Below are 20,222 nucleotides of genomic sequence, written 5' to 3' on the forward strand. Positions count from 1 at the left end.
GTCTAAAAAGCAATTGTCATCATCCCATTTTTAACCGAGGATACGTGTGATCGTTCTTCGCACGTGCGTTGCGATGGGCATGAGTGTTCATCGTACACGTTATAAAAGTGTGAGCGCCTGGTCTTTGTACCGTCATTTTTCACCGTTTCTTTGTAGCGGGGATTGGCTTCGCTTCGAATACCGGCTCTACTTCCTCTCTCGCTGCTCGCGGAATTCAGACGGTGACAAGCCCACCCTGCGGCGGAAGAAGCGCGAGAAATACGCCGGGTCGTTGAAGCCCAATTCGTAGCCAATCAGTGATACCGGTACCGATGAATAGATCAGCAGCCGTTGGGCTTCGAGGATCATGCGGTCGTAAATCAGGTCGGTGATGTTTTTACCGGCTACCTGTTTGCAGGTGCGGCTGAGGCTGGCGGGGGTGGTCAGCAGCAGGTCGGCGTAGAATTCCACCGGGTGGTGTTGGCGGTAGTGTTCGTCAATCAGCTGGTTAAGGCGTCGGAAGCGTTCGGTGTGCAGGTCTTGGGGTGCGCTTTCGGGAATCTGTTGGATCACGCGCCCCAGTCGGGTCAGCAGGCTGAACAGCAGCCATACAAACATGGATTGTTTGCCGACGGCGTCGCTGTGGTATTCGTGTTCCAGTTGCGCCACGGTCTGGTTGATGAATTCCAGTTGTTGGTCTTGTGGCAGCGAGGTGATGTTGGGTTTTTCCAGTAACGGTTGGCTGAAGGCAAACTGACGGCTGAGCTGGTCGTCCATCATCAACAGTTGCGAGACGGTAATTACCCAGCCAACGGTGGCTTCCCGTTCAAATTCAAAGCCGTGTACCACACCGGGCGGTACGCTGATCATCACTGGGCCGTAGCGGGTTTCTTCGCGGCCATCAATCAGAATGCGCACCTGTCCGCTTTGCACAAACACCACCTGGAACATGTTCGGGTGGGTGTGTACGTTAATTTCCCAATTGAACAGCCGGGCGCGGCTGGGAATATCTTCGATATGAACGAACTCAGGGTCTCGCTCGGACGGTGCTTCGCTGTAGAGGGTGTAACGCGATATGCCCTGGCCTGACGGCTGTTCAGGGGCAATCACCCGCGACAGCAAGCTTTGCTCGGCGGATGGCATTGTCGGTTCAGACCCAGCGCTGTCGGGCGCTGAGTGGGAGGGCTGCTGTGTCTTCATCGTCGATATTCTTGTTGTTCTGGCGACTGATCTCTGGCGGGATCAACCCGCCAGAGTCGATCAAAGCGTTCAGGCGAACTCTTCGGTATCGATTTCCTGCTGTTGGGCAGGGCTGTAGCGTGTGCCGGTAACGGTGTTCTGATTGATCAGGTCGTTCAGTTCCGTGACCACATCGGCGCCCAGCTTGATGTCGGCCGCTTTCAGGTTTTCTTCCATATGAGCGACGGAGCGAGTGCCCGGGATTGGCACAATGTGGTCGCCCTGAGCGCATACCCAGGCCAGTGACAGCTGTGCTGGCGTGCAGCCAATACGATCGGCAATTTGCACAAACTTTTGCAGCAGTGGCAGGTTTTGGCTGAAGTTTTCCGGGTAGAAGCGTGGCATGTTGCGACGGATGTCCTTCGCTTCCAGTGCTTCCAGCTCTTCCATCGACGGCAGGCCGTTGGCAAGGAAACCACGAGCAACTGGCGAGAACGCTACAAAGGCGGTGCCGAGTTCTTTGGTGGCTTCCAGTACGGCGATTTCAGCGTTGCGGCTCCACAGCGAGTACTCGGTTTGCAGCGCGGCAATCGGGTGCACGGCGTGGGCTTTACGCAGAGTGTCGGCGGATACTTCAGACAGACCGATTGCACCAATCTTGCCTTCTTTCACCATGTCGGCCAGTGCGCCAACGGATTCTTCAATCGGCGTGTTCGGGTCCAGGCGGTGCAGGTAATACAGGTCGATGTGCTCAACCTGCAAGCGACGCAGGGAGTTTTCGATTTGGCTGCGCAGGTTTTCCGGCGTGCCGTTGATTTCTTTTTTACCCAGTTCAGGGTTGATCGCCATGCCGCACTTGGAGGCCAGGAACAGCTTGTTACGCAGCTCTTTCAGCGCCTTGCCAACCAGCAGTTCGTTCTTGCCGCCGCCGTACAGGGTGGCAGTATCGAAGTGGCGGTAACCCATCTCGAAGGCCTGATGCAGGGCCTTGATGCCGTCTTCTTCAGACACCGGCACGCCGTAGGCATGAGACAGGTTCATGCAGCCCAGGCCAATGCCCGGGTTATTGAATTCGGTTTTCAGAGACATGTGTTTCTCCTCTTTTTAGAAATCCTGGAAACAACAAAACCGGCAGTGCCGGTTTCGTGTGTGGTCAGACGCTGGACGTCTGAAGTCGGACGCGGTTCATTCCGAAGGTAGGGTGTAATAGCCGAAGACGTATTACACCACGAGCGTCCTGATAAGCGTCAGACGTCAGTCTTCCGACCTCAGTCGATTACTCGGCTTCCAGCAATTTTTCCAGCTGATCCAGAGTCTCCATTGCTGGCAGTACCTGAGCAACGGAAGAGTTTGGCTCACGGCCTTCTTTAACAGCGGCGATGAACTCACGGTCTTGCAGTTCGATACCGTTGTTTGAAACCGCAACGCCGGACAGGTCGATCGGGTTTTCGTGGCCGTCCACCAGGTCGTCGTAACGAGCAATGAAGGTGCCTTCGTCACAGATGTAACGGAAGAAGGTGCCGAATGGGCCGTCGTTGTTGAAAGACAGGCTCAGGGTACAGATAGCACCGCTTGGTACTTTCATGCCGATGGACATGTCCATGGCAATGCCCAGATCCGGGTGAATAGGACCTTGCAGGGCCTGAACCTTGGAGCAGGTTTCGCCAGTCTGGTATTGGAACAGGTCAACGGTGTGACAAGCGTGGTGCCACAGCAGGTGGTCGGTCCAGGAACGGGCCTGACCCTTGGCGTTGGTGTTGGTACGACGGAAGAAGTAGGTTTGAACGTCCATCTGTTGGATGTTCAGTTCGCCAGCCTTGATCTTGTTGTGAATCCACTGGTGAGACGGGTTGAAACGACGGGTCTGACCAGACATGGCCACCAGACCGGTGCGCTTTTGTACTTCAACCAGCTTGCGGGAATCTTCGATGTTGTCGGCCATCGGGATTTCAACCATCACGTGCTTGCCAGCTTCCAGACACTGGATGGCCTGGGAGGCGTGCATGGAGGTTGGGGTAGCCAGTAGAACGCCGTCTACGTCGTCGCGAGCCAGGGCTTCGGCGAGGTCGGTGCAGTAGTGTGGAATGCCACGCTCTTCAGCAACCTGCTTGATCACGTCAGGACGGGTACCAACAACGGATACCACTTCTGCGCCTTCAATGTTGGCTACAGCATCCAGGTGTTTTTGGCCGAAAGCGCCCGCAGCGCCAGCAACACAAAGTCTCATTATTCTTCTCCTGATCGGTCGTTGGGCACTCTACAGGTGCCTTCAGAGTGAGTTTGAACAAAATATGGTTACGACCTGACCATCGCTAACGCCCATAAGAGAGAAGAGCCAGTGTTAGCGCTGAGCAGGTCGTAACAATACTGTGTGATGGCCGAACCAGACGTTGAGTAAGAAAAATTCCCGCGGCGTATTCTTCGATGGGTTCTCCAGGAAGAGTTCCCGAATAGCACCGCGGGCAACAACACAAAACTCAAAACGACCAAGTTCGAGAACTCCAATCTATCCGCCCTTGTCGGGCTTGAACAATTGAATAACCAGTCAGGCTATTCAAAATTGATAATGGCATTTGGTTTTATGAAAAAGCCAGTTTGCAGTATGTCGAATTCAATATGGATAAAAAGTAAAAGCCGACTGAAGAAAAAGTACCTGAAAATAGTGGATTTCAGAGGTTTTAGGGTAGTTTGGCTCGAAATGATGCAGAAAAAGTGACGCTCTGCGGCTGTGGGGTTGCTTCAATTGATGGCATTCAAGCAGCTGGTTGGGTATCAGTATTTGATATGGCGATCTGAATCAAAGGAGATTTCTGGTCCAGCAGGGGGCGAGACACCAAAGCAGCTGTTCGGCTGCTTTGGTGTTTTAAATCGCTCGGAGGCTTACATGTCGCGCAGAACTTCTGCCTGGCTGCGCAGAATATCGAGGAATTTCATCTGGCTGGGCGTGGCCTGCCAGTTATGGCGCAGGGTCAGGCCAATGGCGCGGCGCGTGTGTTCCAGCGATACCGGCAACACCGACAGCATGCCAATGCTGAGTTCCAGTTCGATCTGGTGGGTGGAGATCAGCGTCAGGCGGTCGCTGCCACGCAGCAGTTCGCGAATCAGAATTTGCGAGCTGGTTTCTACCAGTCGTTGCGGGCGCAAGTCGGGCTGGTCTTCAAACAGTGCCTCGAAGGCTTTGCGCGTTGGGGTGCCCTGACGCGGAACTACCCAGGCGTATTTGGCCAGGTCGGCGACGCCGGGGTTTTTAACCGCCATTAACGGGTGGCCGGGGCGGCAGATGACGGCCAGCGGCGGCGACAGCAGCTCTTCCTGAATCACGTCGTCAACCGGAGGCGGGAAGCGCAAGGCGCCAATCAGGAAGTCGAGTTCGCCGTGGCGCAGGTGATGCAGCAGGTCGTTGTAGGGCGCATCGACCACCTGAATATCTATATCCGGGTGGCTTTCGCTGAAGCGAATAATTGCCTCGGGCAGGATGGACGTACGTGCCAGTGGCATGCTGCCAACAATGATTTTACCCACTTCGCGGAATTGCAGGGCGCTGACTTCCGAGTAGCCCTGATACAGCTCCGAAAAGGCCAGCTTGGTGGCGCGGGCCAATGCCTGTGCGGCTTTGGTGGCGCTAATGCCTGTGCTGGTTTTTTCAAACAGCGGTACTTGTAGCAGGTGCTCCAGTTCACGGGCGGCGCGGTGCAGCGACGACTGTGAGACGCCGACGGCACGGCTGGCAATGCTGAAGTTCTGGGCTTCGGTCACGGCTACCAATGCTCGCAGCTGGGTGGTGGTCAGTAACGACACCATTTGCTGTGCGGATTGGTTGCGGCTGTTGGCGGCACCGGAGCGTAAGGCGTCCCGAATGCCTTGCATCAGGTAGTTAACGCAGCGCTCTACCCGGTTGTACCAGACCTCGCCAGACTCGGTGGGGTACATACCTTCGGCGCGGCGTTCAAACAGTTCGGTTTGCAACATTTCTTCAAGCCGGGCCAGCGCCTGAGTGATGGCCGGCTGGGAAAGAAACACGCGGGGGGCTGCCTTGCTTATACTTTTTTGTTCCGTCACTTCAAGGAAAACCCTGAGGTGGCGCAGGTTGGGAACGGTGAACTCCATGGTCAGCGGAACTCCCTTGTGAACAGCTCTATATCAAAATTCAATAATGTATCAGTGAAATTGAAATAGCCAGTCACAAGTACCAATTCCTACCATGCTGATATCGTCTGCTGCGTTTCTGATCGTTTTGATCCGCCGTTGCAGATAACTCAGTACGGCAGTCGCAGTGGCGGCGCGTCGGTTACAGCTTCGAATGAATTCTGGCTTGCTGACCCGTTTGGCAAGCTCTCAAAAAAAGCGAGAAGAATAATGATCATCGATTGTCATGGACACTACACCACGACTCCTCCTGGCGTTGGCGCATGGCGCGATGCCCAGAAAGCAGAAGTTGCCAAAAACCCTGACTTTGTTGGCGAAAAAGGCGATTTCGGTGTTACTGACGACGAAATCCGTGAGTCCATCGTTAACAACCAGCTGAAACTGCAGCAGGAACGTGGCACGGACCTGACCATCTTCTCTCCTCGCGCCAGCTGGATGGCCCACCACGTGGGTAATGAGCACACCTCCAAATTCTGGACCCAGAACCAGAACGACCTGATCCGTCGCGTGTGTGACCTGTTCCCTGAAAACTTTGTACCGGTTGCCCAGCTGCCACAGTCTCCAGGTGTTGACCCGGCCAAGTGCGTTGACGAAATCAAGCGTACGGTTGAAGAAATGGGCTTCATCGGCATCAACCTGAACCCGGATCCATCCGGTGGTTTCTGGAACGGCAGCCGTCTGGGCGCTCGTGATTTCTACCCGATCTACGAAAAAATGGTCGAGTACGATATTCCAGCCATGATCCACGTATCCGCAGCCTGTAACGACTGCTTCGACACCACGGGTTCCCACTACCTGGGTGCTGACACCACCGGTTTCCAGCAGCTGATGATGTCTGACGTGTTCAAGGATTTCCCGGAGCTGAAAGTGATCATCCCTCACGGTGGCGGTGCAGTGCCTTACCACTGGGGTCGTTTCCGCGGTATGGCGTTGGACAAGGGCTTTGAACTGGAAGAGCGCGTACTGAACAACGTTTTCTTCGACACCTGTGTTTACCACCAGAAAGGCATCGACTGTCTGCTGGATGTAATCCCGACCAAGAACATCCTGTTCGCTTCCGAAATGATTGGTGCGGTTCGTGGTATCGACCCTGAAACCGGTCACTACTTCGACGACACCAAGAAGTACATCGATGCGACCACCAAGATCGACGATGCTGCCAAGCAGGACATCTTCGAACACAACATCCGTCGTGTATTCAGCCGTCTGAAGACTGCTTGATTTACTGATCAGAAGCTAACAGGAGTTAGAAACATGAAAGAAACAGTTGTAGTACAAAACATCGAACGCGCTGATCAGGCTGTTATCGACGGTCTGGCCAAGTGCGGTGTTGCCACCGTTCACGAAGCCCAGGGCCGCGTTGGTTTGCTGGCGCACTACATGCGTCCAATCCAGCAGGACGTTTCCGTGGCCGGTTCTGCGGTGACTATTTCCGGCGCTGCCGGTGATAACTGGATGATGCACGTGGCCATCGAACAGTGTCAGAAAGGCGACATCATGGTGTTTGCACCAACATCTCCTTCCAACCACGGTTTCTTCGGCGACCTGCTGGCCACTTCTGCCCAGGCTCGTGGCGTGATTGGCCTGATCATCGACGGCGGTGTGCGTGATACTCGCGACCTGCGTCAGATGGGCTTCCATGTTTGGTCCAAGGCGGTATTCGCGGAAGGCACCATCAAGGAAACCGTTGGCTCCGTGAACGTACCACTGGTATGTGCCGATGAGCTGGTTAACCCGGGTGACGTAATCGTGGCTGACGACGACGGTGTTGTGGTTGTTCGCCGCGAGAAAGCTGCTGAGGTTCTGGCCAAGGCGGAAGCTCGTATGGCGCTGGAAGAAGAAAAGCGTGTTCGCATGGCCAATGGCGAGCTGGGTCTCGACATTTACAACATGCGTGGCCGTCTGGAAGAGAAAGGCCTGAAGTATGTCTGAGGCAGCCTTCAACTCGAGTGAAGGCGTCCGCTGCATGTGGATGCGAGGTGGCACCTCAAAAGGGGGCTACTTCCTGGCGCAGGATCTGCCGGCCGACACGGCCGAACGTGATGCGTTTCTGTTGCGGGTCATGGGTTCTCCTGACCCGCGTCAGATCGACGGTCTTGGCGCTGCCGATCCGTTGACGTCCAAGGTGGCGGTGGTCTCCAAATCTGATCGTGACGATGCCGATGTTGAGTACCTGTTCCTGCAGGTGTTCGTCGATCAGGCCATCGTTACCGATGCCCAGAACTGCGGCAACATCCTTGCGGGTGTCGGCCCATTTGCGATTGAGCGTGGTCTGGTAGATACCACTGGTGACACCACTGACGTGCGTATTTTTATGAAAAATACCGGTCAGGTGGCGATTGCCAATGTGCCAACCCCTGAAGGCAAAGTGACCTACAGCGGTGACGCCAAAATTGATGGCGTACCGGGAACCGCTTCTGCGGTGCCAATCACCTTCCTCGATACCGCAGGTTCAAGCTGCGGCTCACTGCTGCCAACCGGCAATGCAGTGGATGTGATTGACGGCGTTGACGTCACCCTGATCGACAACGGCATGCCGGTGGTCGTGATGTGTGCTGCTGACATGGGCATTACCGGCACCGAAAGCCGCGAAGAACTGGAAGCCAACGAGGCCCTGCGCGCCAAGCTGGAATCCATTCGCTTGCAGGCTGGTCCGTTGATGAACCTGGGTGATGTGAAAGAGAAGTCTGTGCCGAAAATGAGCATGGTCAGCGCTGCCACTAACGGCGGTTCTATTTCTACCCGCACCTTTATTCCGCATCGTTGCCACGCCTCGATTGGCGTATTGGGCGCGGTTAGCGTGGCCACTGCGGCAGCGCTGCAAGGTTCGCCAGCGGCGGAAGTCGCGGTGGTTCCGGAAGGTGCTCAGAAAACGCTGTCGGTGGAACATCCAATCGGTGAAATGACCGTCATCCTCAACATGGATGAGCATGGTCAGGTTGGTTCAGCTGCGCTGCTGCGTACTGCACGCAAACTGTTTGATGGACTGGTGTTCGGCTGATTTTCAGCCAACGCAGTCTGACAAGGCGCAGCCGATGGTTCGAAAGAAACGTCGCCGCGCCTTTGTTCATTGTGGAATCGATAACGATTCTGCCCACACAAATAACAACATTGGTATAAGAGAATGATGGACCCAGATTACCTGCCGTTTCATGCCAACCCAAGCAAGCCAGATTTCAAGGCTCCTGCTGGTGCGGTTGATGCCCACTGCCACGTATTTGGTCCAGCGGATCAATTCCCGTACCACCCGAAGCGTAAATACACCCCTTGTGATGCCTCCAAGCAGCAGCTGTTCGAGCTGCGTGACCATTTGGGTTTCTCCCGCAACGTGATCGTACAGGCGTCCTGCCACGGTACCGACAACGCAGCTCTGATCGACGCACTGGAAACCGCCGGTGAACTGGCTCGCGGTATCGCTGTGGTTGATCCAGCGATCACGGTTGAAGAACTGGAAGCGATGGACAAGGCCGGTGTACGTGGCGTTCGTTTCAACTTCGTTAAGCGACTGGTCGACTCCACGCCAAAAGAAGTGTTCCTGTCGATTGCCGAAAAGATCAAGCCGCTGGGCTGGCACATTGTTGTCTACTTTGAAGCTCCGGATCTGGCCGAGCTGATCCCGTTCCTGAACGAACTGGACACCACCATTGTGGTTGACCACATGGGCCGTCCTGACGTTGCCAACGGTGTTGATCACGAAGACTTCCAGCGTTTCATCAAACTGATGGAAGACAACGAAAAAATCTGGGTGAAAACCACTTGTCCAGAGCGTCTGACCCTGACTCCGCCAGACTACAGCGACGTGGTGCCATTCATGAAGACCCTGGTCGAGAAATTCCCGGACCGTTGTCTGTGGGGCACCGACTGGCCGCACCCGAACATGAAGTCTCACACTCCGGATGACGGTAAACTGGTCGATGTGATTCCACAGATTGCCGTAACCGAAGAGCTGCAGCAGAAGTTGTTGGTGGATAATCCAATGCGTTTGTACTGGGCGCGCTGAGAACGCTCGTCTGACGTCTGAAGCTGGAAGTCTGACGCGATGAAGGCCTAGCCCTGATGCGATAAGAAATTTCGCGGGGCTGGTTGCCGCAGGTGTAATCCATTACCGCCTGGCAAATCACATTAGCGTCCGACATCTGACTTCAGACGTCCGACCTGAACCCGAGGGTAAACGAATGACCGATTACAAAATGAGAGCGGTCGAAGGGACTTATCACTTCGACGGTGAAGCCGCGACCAAGGGCTTCTGGTTCAACAAGATGTGTTACTCCTTCAACAGCGAAGAAAACCGTCAGGCATTTCGTGACGACGCCGAAGCCTATATGGAAAAGTACAAGCTGACTGAAGAGCAGAAGCAAGCGGTGCGTGATCACGACATCAACCGCATGCTGGAGCTGGGTGGCAGCATCTACTACATGGCCAAATTTGCCGGTATTTTCGGTTGGAACATGCAGGTGATTGGCGGCATGCAATCTGGCCGCAGCACTGAAGAATTCATCGCATACCTGGAAAGTCAGGGCAGGGGGAAAACAACCAATGGCTAAGCTTATCGGTGGTATTACCACTTCCCATATTCCAGCCATCGGCGTTGCCATGGACAAGGGCCTTGAAGAGACTGATTACTTCAAGGATCTGTTCGCCATCTACCCGCCTATTCGTGACTGGTTGAACGAAGAAAAGCCGGATATCGCCGTGCTGTTCTACAACGATCACGGCCTGGAAATGTGGCTAGATAAAAAGCCGACGTTTGCGATTGGTGCTGCACCTGAATACCAGAACGCCGACGAAGGCTGGGGCATCAAGCCGATTCCACCAGTCACTGGTGAAACCGAGCTGAGCTGGCACATTGTGAATCACCTGATCGAAAACGACTTCGACCCGACCGTGTGTCAGGACATCAAAGTCGACCATGGTGCTACTGTGCCGCTGACACTGCTGTGGCCGAACTTCACCTACCAGGGCATCAAGGTGATCCCGGTTTCCATCAACTGCGAACGTCACCCAATGCCAAAACCAAGCCGCAGCTATGCGTTTGGTAAAGCCATTGGTGAAGCCATTCGCAGCTGGGACAAGGACCAGAAGGTTGTGGTTCTGGGTACAGGCGGCCTGTCACATCAGCTGGATGGTCAGCGTGCGGGTATTCTGAACGCCGACTTCGACAACTGGTGTATGGACAAAATGGTTACCGACCCGGAAGCCATCACCCAATACAGCAACGTCGACCTGATTGAAAAAGGTGGCGCCCAGATGGTCGAAATCGCCATGTGGCTGGCCATGCGTGGCTGTATCGAAGGTCCGGTGGAAGAGCGCCTGCGTAACTACGTATCGCCAATCTCCAACACCGCCGTTGGCGTGCAGTTGCTGATTCCGGAAAACGAACAGGGCTAATAGCTGTTCGTTGAAAACTCCTGCGGCCGTCAGGCTGAGGAGTTTCTGAAGCAAAATAAAACCCCGTTCGGGCAACCGGGCGGGGTTTTGTTGTTTTGGGCAGGCAACAAGCCAATTGCAGGCTCGTAGTGTGGGCCCTGCCCACCAATAACCTTGCGCGTTACTCAAACCTTACTGCAATTTCTCACCACAAAACGGGCAAAAATTCACCACAATCATGCTGTGGTAGGTCAGCTCGCCGACTTCTTCGGCATCGCCCAGTGCCACTTCTTCGGCGTCTGCAAAATGCAGGTTGTGCAGCTGCCAGCTATCCATTGGCTGTTCGTACTGGGAGGTGCAGTGCACCAGTCGATCACACTGCGGGTAGCTGTTAGCCGCGCAGGTGTGTTCCTTGTTGTATTCGGAGGCGGTGATCTCGCCCAGCTCAGTCAGGTTCATGGTTCTGATTCCAAAAAGAGAATGGGCGAGACAGTACGGCCAGATGGCGTGGATAACAAGCGCTTAGTCTTTTCCGAGCAATGCCAGTACCTTGCCTTTCAATACATCGGCGCTGGCATGCTCCGGAGCCACCGGTTCGCCGACGCTGAGCGATACTTTAGACCAGAACCGTTTCGGACGGGTGGTGAGCGCATGGCCATCCTTGTGGGAGAAAAAGCTGCCCCACAAACCATCCAGCGCCATGGGCACAACCGGTACCGGGGTCTCTTCAATAATGCGCTCTATGCCTTTTTTGAAGGTGTCGACTTCGCCGTTGGTGGTCAGTTTGCCTTCCGGGAAAATACACACCAGATTGCCCGCTTCCAGCTCGGCCTTGATGCGTTTGAAGGCGTTGTCGTACATGGCGCGGTCGGCTCTTGGCGAGCAGATAGGAATGGTTTTGGCCAGTCTGAAGAAGTATTTCAGTAGCGGCATTTCAGCGATGGCTTTGGCCATCACAAACCGAATCGGGCGTTGGCAGGTGCCTGCAATCAGCAGGGCGTCGACGTAGCTGACGTGGTTACACACCAATACTGCCGGGCCTTCTTCCGGGATGTGTTGCAAGCCGTTATCTCGTAGCCGATACAGAGTATGGCTGAGCATCCAGATGCCAAATCGCAACACAAACTCTGGCACCCGGCTGTATACATAAGCCGCGACCACCAGATTCATAATGGCCAGCACCAGAAAGTAGTCGCCAATCGACAGTTTCATCACGGCCAGCAGCACAATGCCCAGCGCCGCGCTGCCGACCATAAACAGCGCGTTCATCACGTTGTTGGCGGCGATGATCTGGGCGCGTTTTTTCTCGTCGCTGCGTTGTTGAATCAAGGCTTGCAGCGGCACCACAAACAAGCCGCCAAAGGCACTTACGAGAGCAATATCAGCCATCAAACGCCAGTGGTCACTGTTGCTGATAAAGGCCCAAGCGCTGATGCCGTCTGGAACATTCAGGCCGGAAATGGCAAACCAGAGGTCGATGCCAAATACGCTCATGCCAATGGAGCCGATGGGCACAATGCCCAGCTCAACCTTGTGGTTCGACAGTTTTTCACACAGCAAGGAACCCGCCGCGACGCCAAGGGAAAACAGTGTCAGCAAAACCGTCACCAACTCGCTGGAGCCACCCAACACATCGCGGGCAAAATTCGGGAATTGGGTCAGGTAACTGGCGCCCATAAACCAGAACCAGCTGATGGCCACAATCGACAGAAATACCCCACGGTCTTCCCGTGCCTTGGCGATGGTGCTGACCACTGCGGTGAAAGGGTTCCAGTTGATGCTCAGTTCCGGGTCATTGGCGGCAGCACTGGGAATAAAGCGGCTGCTGAATACGCCTAACAGGGCAAAACCCACGATGCCGGCGGCAATCCACGTCGGTGCATCTTGCAAACCAAACAGTACGCCTGCGCAAATGGTGCCGCCCAAAATGGCGATGAAGGTGCCCATTTCGACCAGCGCGTTGCCGCCCACCAGTTCGTCCTTACGCAGATGCTGGGGCAGCAGGGCAAACTTTACCGGGCCGAAAAGGGCCGACTGCAACCCCATCAGAAACAGCAGCGCCATCAGAATCCAGCCGCTATTGCTCTCGAACAGTGGTAGCAGCATGGCCAGAGCCGCCAGGCACATAATTGCCAGTTCCAGCAGTTTGGCCCATCGCATCAGCTGCGATTTTTCAAGCTTGTCCGCCAGTTGCCCGGAAATCGGCGAGAACAAAAAGAACGGCAGAATAAAAATGCCAGCGGCCAGATTGGTCAGCAGCGCGCTGTCTTCGGCGCTGGCGATTCCGCCGAATGCAATCATCAACAGCAAGGCGTTTTTGTACAGGTTGTCGTTGAATGCTCCCAAAGCCTGGGTCAGAAAATAGGGTAAAAAACGGCGCTTGGTAAGCAAGGAAAACTGGCTGTGAGGCTTGCTGGGCTGTGGGTTCGTGGGCATTGGGGGTCCTTGCTGGCGCAGTTGCCGCGATACCGAAGCGGCCTGCTGAGTCGACGTTAAAAACGAGGGTTATGACAGCCAATAGTGCCGGAAGTGGCAGCGGATGTCGTTGAACGAGTGGGCAGAAAGTGAGCCCGGATGTGAAACGGAGGGCGGATGATTATTCATACGGTGAATAGGCACTACAGCCTTCAATTTGCAAATAGATGCTTGCAATCCTTTTATTCCTGTTTAGGATGAAAACATCACTTAAACGCATACATGGACAATCACATGACTGCACTGACCACCAACAACCAGACTCTGGCAACTGCGAACTCCGCAGCGGCAGACGTTCGTCTGGCGGGTGTGAAAGCGGTTGTGCAGGTTGAGTCCGCGTCTGTGGCCTATTGGTATTTTGGTTATGGCTATTTTAGCCAGGAGCCAAGCTGCCTGTAGTGTGAATCTAACACCCGGCAGTTTGGCTTCAAGCCAGACTGCCACGGAAAACCCCGGTTGGCAGTCTGCCAACCGGGGTTTTTTTATGGGCGCAATAAAGCCCAACAGCATTGGAAACGGAGAGGTTGTGATGAGCACCTTGCAACAGAAACAGCAGCATTACTGGCGATGGCGATTTAGCTGCGGTGACGTTCGGGCCTGTTATTGGGCCTGACGGCACCGATAACCCAGGCACAGAAAAACAAAACGAACGACACAAACACTTCAGTTGCAGAAAAATTTAAAAGGTACTCAGTCATGAACCCGAACGCCCAAAACAGCCAGATCAACAACAGCCAGAACATTCCGATGCCAACGACCATCACCAGCCGTGTAGCCAACAGCAACGACCCGGCGATTCAGCCGATTGAATCGCCAGCGGCCATCAAGCAGCGCCTGGCGTTGCCTGAAAAGCACCGGGTTCAGGTTGAAAGCCACCGCCAGCAGATTCGCAATATTCTCAACGGTGAAGACAGCCGTTTGTTGGTGATTACCGGTCCATGCTCCATTCACGATGAAGAGGCCGCCCTCGACTACGGCCAGCGGCTGGTGGCCTTGAACGAACAACTGGGTGACCGTTTGCTGATTGTGATGCGAGCCTACGTTGAAAAGCCTCGTACCAATATTGGCTGGAAAGGTCTGGCCTACGACCCGGATCGTAATGGCAAAGGCGACATGGCCCAGGGCATTGAGCGCAGCCGCAAAGTGATGCTGGAGCTGATTCGCATGGGCTTGCCGTTGGCGACCGAAGCACTGAACCCGGCGGTTATGATGTACCTGGACGACCTGATCAGCTGGACGGCTATTGGCGCCCGCACCGCCGAAAGCCAGATTCACCGTGAAATGGTCAGCCATCTGGGCATGCCAACCGGCATCAAAAATGGCACTGACGGCTCCATGACCACCGCCGTAAACGCCATGGTTGCGGCGCGTCACAGCCACCATACCCTGGGTATGGACGGCAATGGCCAGATGGCCATGCTGACCACGCCGGGTAATCCGGATACCCACATTGTGCTGCGCGGCGGTAACAACCTGACTAACTACGATGAACACAGCATTGCCGATGCTCAAAGCCAACTGCACGACGCCGACTGTCATGTCGGTGTGATGGTGGATTGCAGCCACGCCAACGCCTGCAAACAGCATCGCCGTCAGGTGCCGATCGCTCTCAACGTGGTTGAGCAACGCGTTACCGGTAATCGCAACATCATGGGTGTGATGCTGGAAAGCTTCATTAATGAAGGCAACCAGAAAATGGGCGGCAAGCTGGTCTACGGTCAATCCATTACCGACCCATGCATTGGCTGGGATCAGACTGAAAACCTGTTGAAAGCCATGCACGCCAAGTTGGTGTGATGGCAAAGCGGAGAGCTTGCGTCGGATGGCGCAGGTATTTGGTGAATATTCAGCATGAAGGTGGGAGCGAGCTTGCTCGCGATTGAGGTCGCGAGCAGTTTGCTGTCAAAGTTACGCCAGCGTCTGAACCCCTTGCCAGATCAGTCGCAGCGCCAACAGGGTGATGATGATTTTGAATATCTGCTTAAAGCGGTCGGCGGGTATTTTGTTCAGTAGTTTCAGGCCGATCCATGTTCCCAAGGCGCCGCTGGCCACCATCAGGATGACCAGTGGCAGCCATTCAAAAAATGCGAACCCGACGAAGGTAAACACCACGGCTTTCAGTATGTGCTGAAGCGTCATACAGCTGGCGAAGGTGCTGGTCAGTTGCAGTTTGCTGTAGTTGTTGCGGTGCACAAATCCGGCAACGAGCGGGCCGGTAGCGCCGACAAACAGGGTAAGGAAGGTGGTAAAAGCGCCTGCGAATACGCGGCCGGGTTTGCTGAGTTCCTGTTTGCCGGGTTTGTTGCCCCACACCAGAAACAGAATAAATACCGCGACGGCAAATTGAATCAAATATAGCGGTAGCTGAACCACCACCACCGAGCCTATGGCGGCACCAATTAAAGCACCGATGGTGAACAGTTTGATCATGCTCCAGTCGATGTGCTGGCGGGTCATCAGGGCGCGGTTGCCGTTGGAGCCTAGTTGTACCAGCCCGTGTACTGGAATCAGTGCGGCAACGGGAATGGTGGATGCCATCAGTGCCAGTAGCAGGAGTCCGCCACCAATCCCCAGAGCCGCAGTCATAAACGAGGTAAAGCCGGCGGCCAGAATCAGAAATACAGAGGTCAACAGGTCAAGGTTGGCGGGCGTAAGCCATTCCATGTGGAATCCATTTGTCGGTTGAGCGCACCCAACAGACAGCCGCTGTTACTTACGCTTTTGTTTTGAACGGGATTTGAGCGTGCGCTTCAGCCAGGTGTAGAAGCCACTCAGGCACAGGAAGATAAACACCAGACTGGCGGCATCGACCACGTACACGCCTATATCACCAAACAGTCGGCCACTGTGCAAATCCAGTAACAGGCGTTCGGTATTGATTCCTGGTAACGGCAAATCACGATTCAGTTCGGCAGCCAGTTCAACAGGCAGAACCTCCGTGCTGGCCCACTGAACCGGGCTGTCGGTTTCTATTGCTTGCCAACTCCAGCTGAGGTCATCCAGCACCATCAGTGGCGCGGCCAACGCCAGTTGCGGGCCGTTGTCATTTTCCAGTAGGCCGATGCTGGTGGCTTGTATGGGCAGGGAGGGCAGTTGCTCTACCAGCTGGCCATCCTCAAGAAACAGGCTGATGCGGTTATCGCATAGAACGGCGATGGTTTCCTGCCAGTAAACGGCACCCAGAGCAGGGGTTTTGCAGTCTTGCAGTGGCTGCTGGTTCAGCAGCAGTTGTTGGTCGCGTTGGCTAACCCAATGGCCATTGGCGTTGAAGCCTTGGGTGATCAGTTTGGGTTCAACGCCGTAGAGCCAACCAATCCAGCTGGCATAAACGGGTTGCTTGGCAAAGCCGAGGGTTTGGCTGTGATTGATGAGGATGCCGGTGACCGACAGCATAAGAACAATCGGGATTACAATCAGGCCGCCGCGGCGATGCCATTGAATCAGTCGGGCTACCAAACTCACGGGTTAAATCTCTATTGCTCTGGCGTGGTCAGCCATTGTCGGCGACAGGGGAGGCGTCAGCAAGTCCTTCTTTATGGGCAAAAAACAACGCCAGTCGGGCGACTTTGGTTACCGCTCGAACGGACAGGGTTGCGCCGGTGACGCCATCAATATGGTCGGACAGTCGCTGGTCGTCGGTCAGCGTCAGGCCTTTGAACTGATCGGTGAAGAAGGGGTATTTCACTTCCCAGCCACGGGACTCCCGGAAAGCCAGAATGTTCACGCTGCGGATTTGGTCGGCATCCAGAATCACACCAATGGTAATGGGGCGTTCTTTGCCAATTTCTTCCAGAATCCATGCCGATCGGTTGCCCTGGTACCAGTAGCGTACTCGCAGCCCTGCATATGGATGGCCGAGAATATCAGCTACTTGTGGCTTGATGTCTTTCTTCAGCCACAGGGTTTTGACTTTCGGCTGTTGCTCTCCGAACGCCTGTTTCAGAAAGTCCACCTGGCTCAGGTATTCCTCGGCCTTTGCCGAGGTGGCACCCATAACCATTAAAAGCGATAAAGTGGCCGTTAGCAGGTACTTACTCAGCTTCACAGGTTTCCCACTCCTCATCGGAAATCAAATGCTCGTAGCGGGCGTCGGTCAGCGTCATCAGGAAGCAAACCATGGCTTCGATCTCGTCGGATTCGCCACTGCCATCGCTGTCTGTGGTGCGGAACAGTCGTCCATCCAGCATTTCTGCTTCGGCAAAGTTCTCGGCCACTTCCGGTTCTGCCCATTCAACGCCGGTTTCCGGGTTGATGGTAAAGGCGGAGCCGGTTTTGAAATGGTCGTAGAATTTCAGCACCGTTGCCAGTTCATTAAACACACCATTGTGCATGTAGGGTTCTGTGACGGCGACATTGCGCAGTGTCGGGGTTTTGAATTTGCCCGTTTGTGCTGCGTCGTCCCCGACGGTGTCGTTGTTGCCTTGCAAGCCGGTGTCGATAAATTCATCGCCAAGGCCATTGGCAGTGCGAACGGCGGTATTGACCGGTACGCCGATATTGTGGAATTCGTAGCCGGTGAAGGTTTCGGTGCTGCTGCCCTGACGGTTTAGCTGGTGGCAGGTGGCACAGTTGGTGAACTGCTGTGAAAAGAACAGCGCTTTGCCAGAAGCAACTTTGGAGATAACGCCGTAGTTGTAATAGTTTGGGTCGTCGCTATCCAACAGGGAGCGGTCGTATTTGGAGTCGAACGGGGCGAACTCAGCGGTATTTTCAAACGCGGCAATGGCGTTTGTCATGGCGCTGTAGGCGGTGTCGGTGTCGTTAAACACATCGCTGCCATACAGGCTTTCGAAGGATTCTACGTAGTCCTGATTTTCCAACAAACGGTCGACCACGCTGGCTTTATCGGCCATGCCCATTTCAATAGGGTTCAGCGGCGGTCCACCGGCCTGGGCCGCCAGGTCAGTAGCACGGCCATCGTGGAATTGGCCACCCATCCAACCAGAGTAGTCGTCTTGTTGGCTATTGAATCGGGTTCGGCTACCACTTTGAAAGGACGGTGCAAACATGGCGTAGAGTGCAGAAGGTGCGTTGCGGTCGCCCAGTGATACCCCATCATCGCCCGTCGATACGGCGACGGTAGAGCCATCGGTATTGGTAGCGCTGTCGGTGAAGGCTTTGTCGGGATCATGGCAAGTGGCGCAGGATTGTGTGCGGTTCATCGACAGGTTCACGTCGCTGAACAGATTTTCCCCAAGAGCTTCCTTGCTGCCAAAGGCTGGCTCATCGCTGCCTGAAGACCCTGAGCCCCCACAAGCTGCCAGCATCATGGCCAGACTGATTACCGCTAATTTTTTCACGTTGCTTTCCGCTATTTGATTCAGGTCGCTCCACCCATAGCGGGCTGGCTGTCGTGTATAGCATTGTATAAGAGTTTAAAAATTCTACCATGATCATAGTCATTATCTACTGTAATTAAAGATACGAGTATGTTTGTAAACCATTCGCATTAAGCCTATGATCTGGCCAGCTCGTGAACAGTTAATCTCACGGGAATGTATAAAAATTCAGATCAGGTCACCGGATGTTGTGACCATAGACCCCATGAATGGAGAGTTTTGCACATGAAATTGGCCCACTTGGCAGCCGCTGTTGCCACTGCTTCCCTGTTGACTGCCTGTGGCGGTAGTTCTTCTTCCAGTTCTGATGATGTTGCGGTTATTCAGGTGGACAAGGTTTCCCAGGTTCTGGAAACCAACGCCGATATCGCTTTCGCTGCCTACTCTGATGCCGTAACGACTGCCGTTGCACTGCAAACTGCTCTGCAAACTTTCCGTGAAGATCCAACCGAAGCCAACTTCGTTGCTGCCAAAGAAGCCTGGCTGGTGGCTCGTGAACCGTATGGTCAAACCGAGGTTTACCGTTTCCGTAACAGCCCGATTGATTCCACCGACTACAGCTCTGAAGACGGCCCGGAAGGCGACATCAATGCATGGCCTCTGGGTGAAGCCCTGATCGACTACGTGTCTGTAAACGATAGCGATTTTGGTACCGATCAGGTGGGTGTAACCGCCAACGAGGCTGGTGTTGTCGGTGTTGATGGTGGCAGTGCCATTACCGCCGCCTTTGCAGAAGCTAACCCTTCCAACAACATCATTGGCGATACCTCAATCACCATTGATGCAGACCTGCTGTCCAACACCGCCACTGCTGAAGACGAGCACGACGTCATTGCCGGTTACCATGCGATCGAATTTTTGCTGTGGGGTCAGGATCTGAACGATTCTGCTGAAGTAACTGACGGTACCGATCGTGAATACGCCGTTAAGACCGAAGGTGCTATGAACTACGCCGAAGGCGGTGACCGTCCACTGTCTGACTTGGCTGAGGGCTACAGCTCCGAGTCCCCATACGACAGCACCAGCCTGAGCCAGCGTCGTCATAAGTACCTGGAAGTGGCTGTTCAGAAGCTGATCGACGACCTGACCGACGTACGCGATGGCTGGGCTGAAGGCGCTGACTACCGCACTGCATTTACCACCATTACTACTGAAGACGAAGCCAAGCAGAAGCTGGCTGAAATCCTGACCGGTATGGGTACACTGTCTGAAGGTGAGCTGGCCGGTGAGCGTATGCAGATTGCATTCTCTGCCAATTCTCAGGAAGACGAGCACTCCTGTTTCTCTGACAACACCCACCGTGACATCTGGCTGAACGCCGAAGGTGTTTCCAACAGCTACTACGGTGAGTACGCAGGTTATGACGCCAACCTGGACGGTGTGGTAGATAGCACTGATGGGGATGGAGTAGCGAATGCTGTATCCGGCTACGGTATCGATGACTACCTGGCTGAAGTTGAGCTGTCTGCGCTGGCAACCCAGATGGAAACCGCTCTGACTGCGACTGCTACTGCCTACACTGAAATCGATACGCTGGCACGTGCTGGTACTCCATTCGATGTGCAGATTCAGGAAGCGACCAGCAGCGAACCTGCCTACGACACTATTGTGGCTCTGAACGCCCAGTCTGGCGTGATTGCTGACGTTGCCGAAGCACTGGAAATCGATGCTGACACCGTGGTTGACGTTGATGCATCCGAGTGTGATACCACTGATCCTCTGAGCGAGTGTTAATGG

Annotated in this window: 19 protein-coding genes; 9 read left to right on the forward strand and 10 right to left on the reverse strand. The window is 54.6% G+C overall.

From position 1 onward, the window contains the following. Window positions 1-186 precede the first annotated feature (186 nt). From ACXADJ_RS01540 to ACXADJ_RS01555, 4 genes are all read right to left on the reverse strand, one after another. The gene (locus tag ACXADJ_RS01540) at window positions 187-1,122 is read right to left on the reverse strand and encodes a helix-turn-helix domain-containing protein (protein WP_475062316.1); all 936 of its coding nucleotides are present in this window, start codon (window positions 1,120-1,122) and stop codon (window positions 187-189) included. Window positions 1,123-1,248: 126 nt separating this feature from the next. Then, window positions 1,249-2,247 carry an aldo/keto reductase gene (locus tag ACXADJ_RS01545; protein ID WP_475062318.1) on the reverse strand — a complete coding sequence of 333 codons (999 nt, stop codon included), beginning with the start codon at window positions 2,245-2,247 and terminating at the stop codon, window positions 1,249-1,251. 187 nt (window positions 2,248-2,434) lie between these two features. Then, window positions 2,435-3,385 (reverse strand): Gfo/Idh/MocA family oxidoreductase, encoded by a 951-nt coding sequence (locus ACXADJ_RS01550; RefSeq protein WP_028293320.1) that lies wholly within the window; start codon window positions 3,383-3,385, stop codon window positions 2,435-2,437. 653 nt (window positions 3,386-4,038) lie between these two features. Beyond that, entirely contained in the window at window positions 4,039-5,265 is a 1,227-nt protein-coding gene (locus tag ACXADJ_RS01555) for a LysR family transcriptional regulator (protein WP_475062320.1), read from the reverse strand. 249 nt (window positions 5,266-5,514) lie between these two features. On the opposite strand from ACXADJ_RS01555, the gene ACXADJ_RS01560 reads away from it, so the two are divergent. The 6 genes from ACXADJ_RS01560 (at window position 5,515) to ACXADJ_RS01585 (ending at window position 10,692) form a co-directional block, all read left to right on the forward strand. Continuing rightward, window positions 5,515-6,525 carry an amidohydrolase family protein gene (locus ACXADJ_RS01560; protein WP_028293322.1) on the forward strand — a complete coding sequence of 337 codons (1,011 nt, stop codon included), beginning with the start codon at window positions 5,515-5,517 and terminating at the stop codon, window positions 6,523-6,525. Between the two features lie 33 nt (window positions 6,526-6,558). After that, window positions 6,559-7,236, forward strand: coding sequence for a 4-carboxy-4-hydroxy-2-oxoadipate aldolase/oxaloacetate decarboxylase (locus tag ACXADJ_RS01565; RefSeq protein WP_475062323.1), 678 nt, complete (start codon window positions 6,559-6,561; stop codon window positions 7,234-7,236). Then, window positions 7,229-8,305, forward strand: a complete 1,077-nt coding sequence (locus tag ACXADJ_RS01570) for a 4-oxalomesaconate tautomerase (protein WP_475062325.1) — start codon at window positions 7,229-7,231, stop codon at window positions 8,303-8,305. Before ACXADJ_RS01565 ends, ACXADJ_RS01570 begins: the two co-directional genes overlap by 8 nt. A 123-nt stretch (window positions 8,306-8,428) precedes the next feature. Continuing rightward, window positions 8,429-9,304, forward strand: a complete 876-nt coding sequence (locus ACXADJ_RS01575; protein ID WP_475062327.1) for an amidohydrolase family protein — start codon at window positions 8,429-8,431, stop codon at window positions 9,302-9,304. 175 nt (window positions 9,305-9,479) lie between these two features. After that, entirely contained in the window at window positions 9,480-9,848 is a 369-nt protein-coding gene (locus ACXADJ_RS01580) for a protocatechuate 3,4-dioxygenase (RefSeq protein ID WP_475062330.1), read from the forward strand. After that, the gene (locus ACXADJ_RS01585; protein WP_475062332.1) at window positions 9,841-10,692 is read left to right on the forward strand and encodes a class III extradiol dioxygenase family protein; all 852 of its coding nucleotides are present in this window, start codon (window positions 9,841-9,843) and stop codon (window positions 10,690-10,692) included. The genes ACXADJ_RS01580 and ACXADJ_RS01585 overlap by 8 nt, the downstream gene beginning before the upstream one ends. A gap of 171 nt (window positions 10,693-10,863) precedes the next feature. Here ACXADJ_RS01585 and ACXADJ_RS01590 read toward each other — a convergent pair whose 3' ends face one another. Next, on the reverse strand, window positions 10,864-11,130 hold the full coding sequence (locus ACXADJ_RS01590) for a hypothetical protein (protein WP_028293328.1): 267 nt from the start codon (window positions 11,128-11,130) through the stop codon (window positions 10,864-10,866). Window positions 11,131-11,193: 63 nt separating this feature from the next. Beyond that, window positions 11,194-13,107: an MFS transporter gene (locus ACXADJ_RS01595; protein WP_475062335.1), complete on the reverse strand. Its 1,914-nt coding sequence runs from the start codon at window positions 13,105-13,107 to the stop codon at window positions 11,194-11,196. A 273-nt stretch (window positions 13,108-13,380) separates the two neighbouring features. Between ACXADJ_RS01595 and ACXADJ_RS01600 the strand changes: the two genes are divergently transcribed. After that, the gene (locus tag ACXADJ_RS01600; protein WP_475062337.1) at window positions 13,381-13,545 is read left to right on the forward strand and encodes a hypothetical protein; all 165 of its coding nucleotides are present in this window, start codon (window positions 13,381-13,383) and stop codon (window positions 13,543-13,545) included. 297 nt (window positions 13,546-13,842) lie between these two features. Continuing rightward, a complete protein-coding gene (locus ACXADJ_RS01605) occupies window positions 13,843-14,943 on the forward strand; it encodes a 3-deoxy-7-phosphoheptulonate synthase (protein ID WP_475062339.1) in 1,101 nt (366 codons plus the stop codon). Window positions 14,944-15,054: 111 nt separating this feature from the next. On the opposite strand, the gene ACXADJ_RS01610 is transcribed toward ACXADJ_RS01605, so the two are convergent. Genes ACXADJ_RS01610 through ACXADJ_RS01625 form a run of 4 tightly spaced genes read right to left on the reverse strand, consistent with a single transcriptional unit; the run spans window position 15,055 to window position 18,446 of the window. Further along, window positions 15,055-15,810, reverse strand: coding sequence for a sulfite exporter TauE/SafE family protein (locus ACXADJ_RS01610; protein ID WP_475062341.1), 756 nt, complete (start codon window positions 15,808-15,810; stop codon window positions 15,055-15,057). Between the two features lie 45 nt (window positions 15,811-15,855). Next, window positions 15,856-16,608 carry a PepSY domain-containing protein gene (locus ACXADJ_RS01615; protein WP_475062343.1) on the reverse strand — a complete coding sequence of 251 codons (753 nt, stop codon included), beginning with the start codon at window positions 16,606-16,608 and terminating at the stop codon, window positions 15,856-15,858. Between the two features lie 28 nt (window positions 16,609-16,636). Next, window positions 16,637-17,191: an FMN-binding protein gene (locus ACXADJ_RS01620; RefSeq protein ID WP_475062345.1), complete on the reverse strand. Its 555-nt coding sequence runs from the start codon at window positions 17,189-17,191 to the stop codon at window positions 16,637-16,639. Further along, window positions 17,178-18,446, reverse strand: coding sequence for a cytochrome-c peroxidase (locus ACXADJ_RS01625; RefSeq protein WP_475062347.1), 1,269 nt, complete (start codon window positions 18,444-18,446; stop codon window positions 17,178-17,180). Before ACXADJ_RS01625 ends, ACXADJ_RS01620 begins: the two co-directional genes overlap by 14 nt. A 264-nt stretch (window positions 18,447-18,710) precedes the next feature. Here ACXADJ_RS01625 and ACXADJ_RS01630 point away from each other — a divergent pair, with 264 nt between their 5' ends. Next, window positions 18,711-20,219, forward strand: a complete 1,509-nt coding sequence (locus ACXADJ_RS01630) for an imelysin family protein (RefSeq protein WP_475062349.1) — start codon at window positions 18,711-18,713, stop codon at window positions 20,217-20,219. The last annotated feature ends 3 nt before the right edge of the window (window positions 20,220-20,222 follow it).

This window comes from Oceanobacter sp. ABM4_470 (assembly GCF_056158645.1).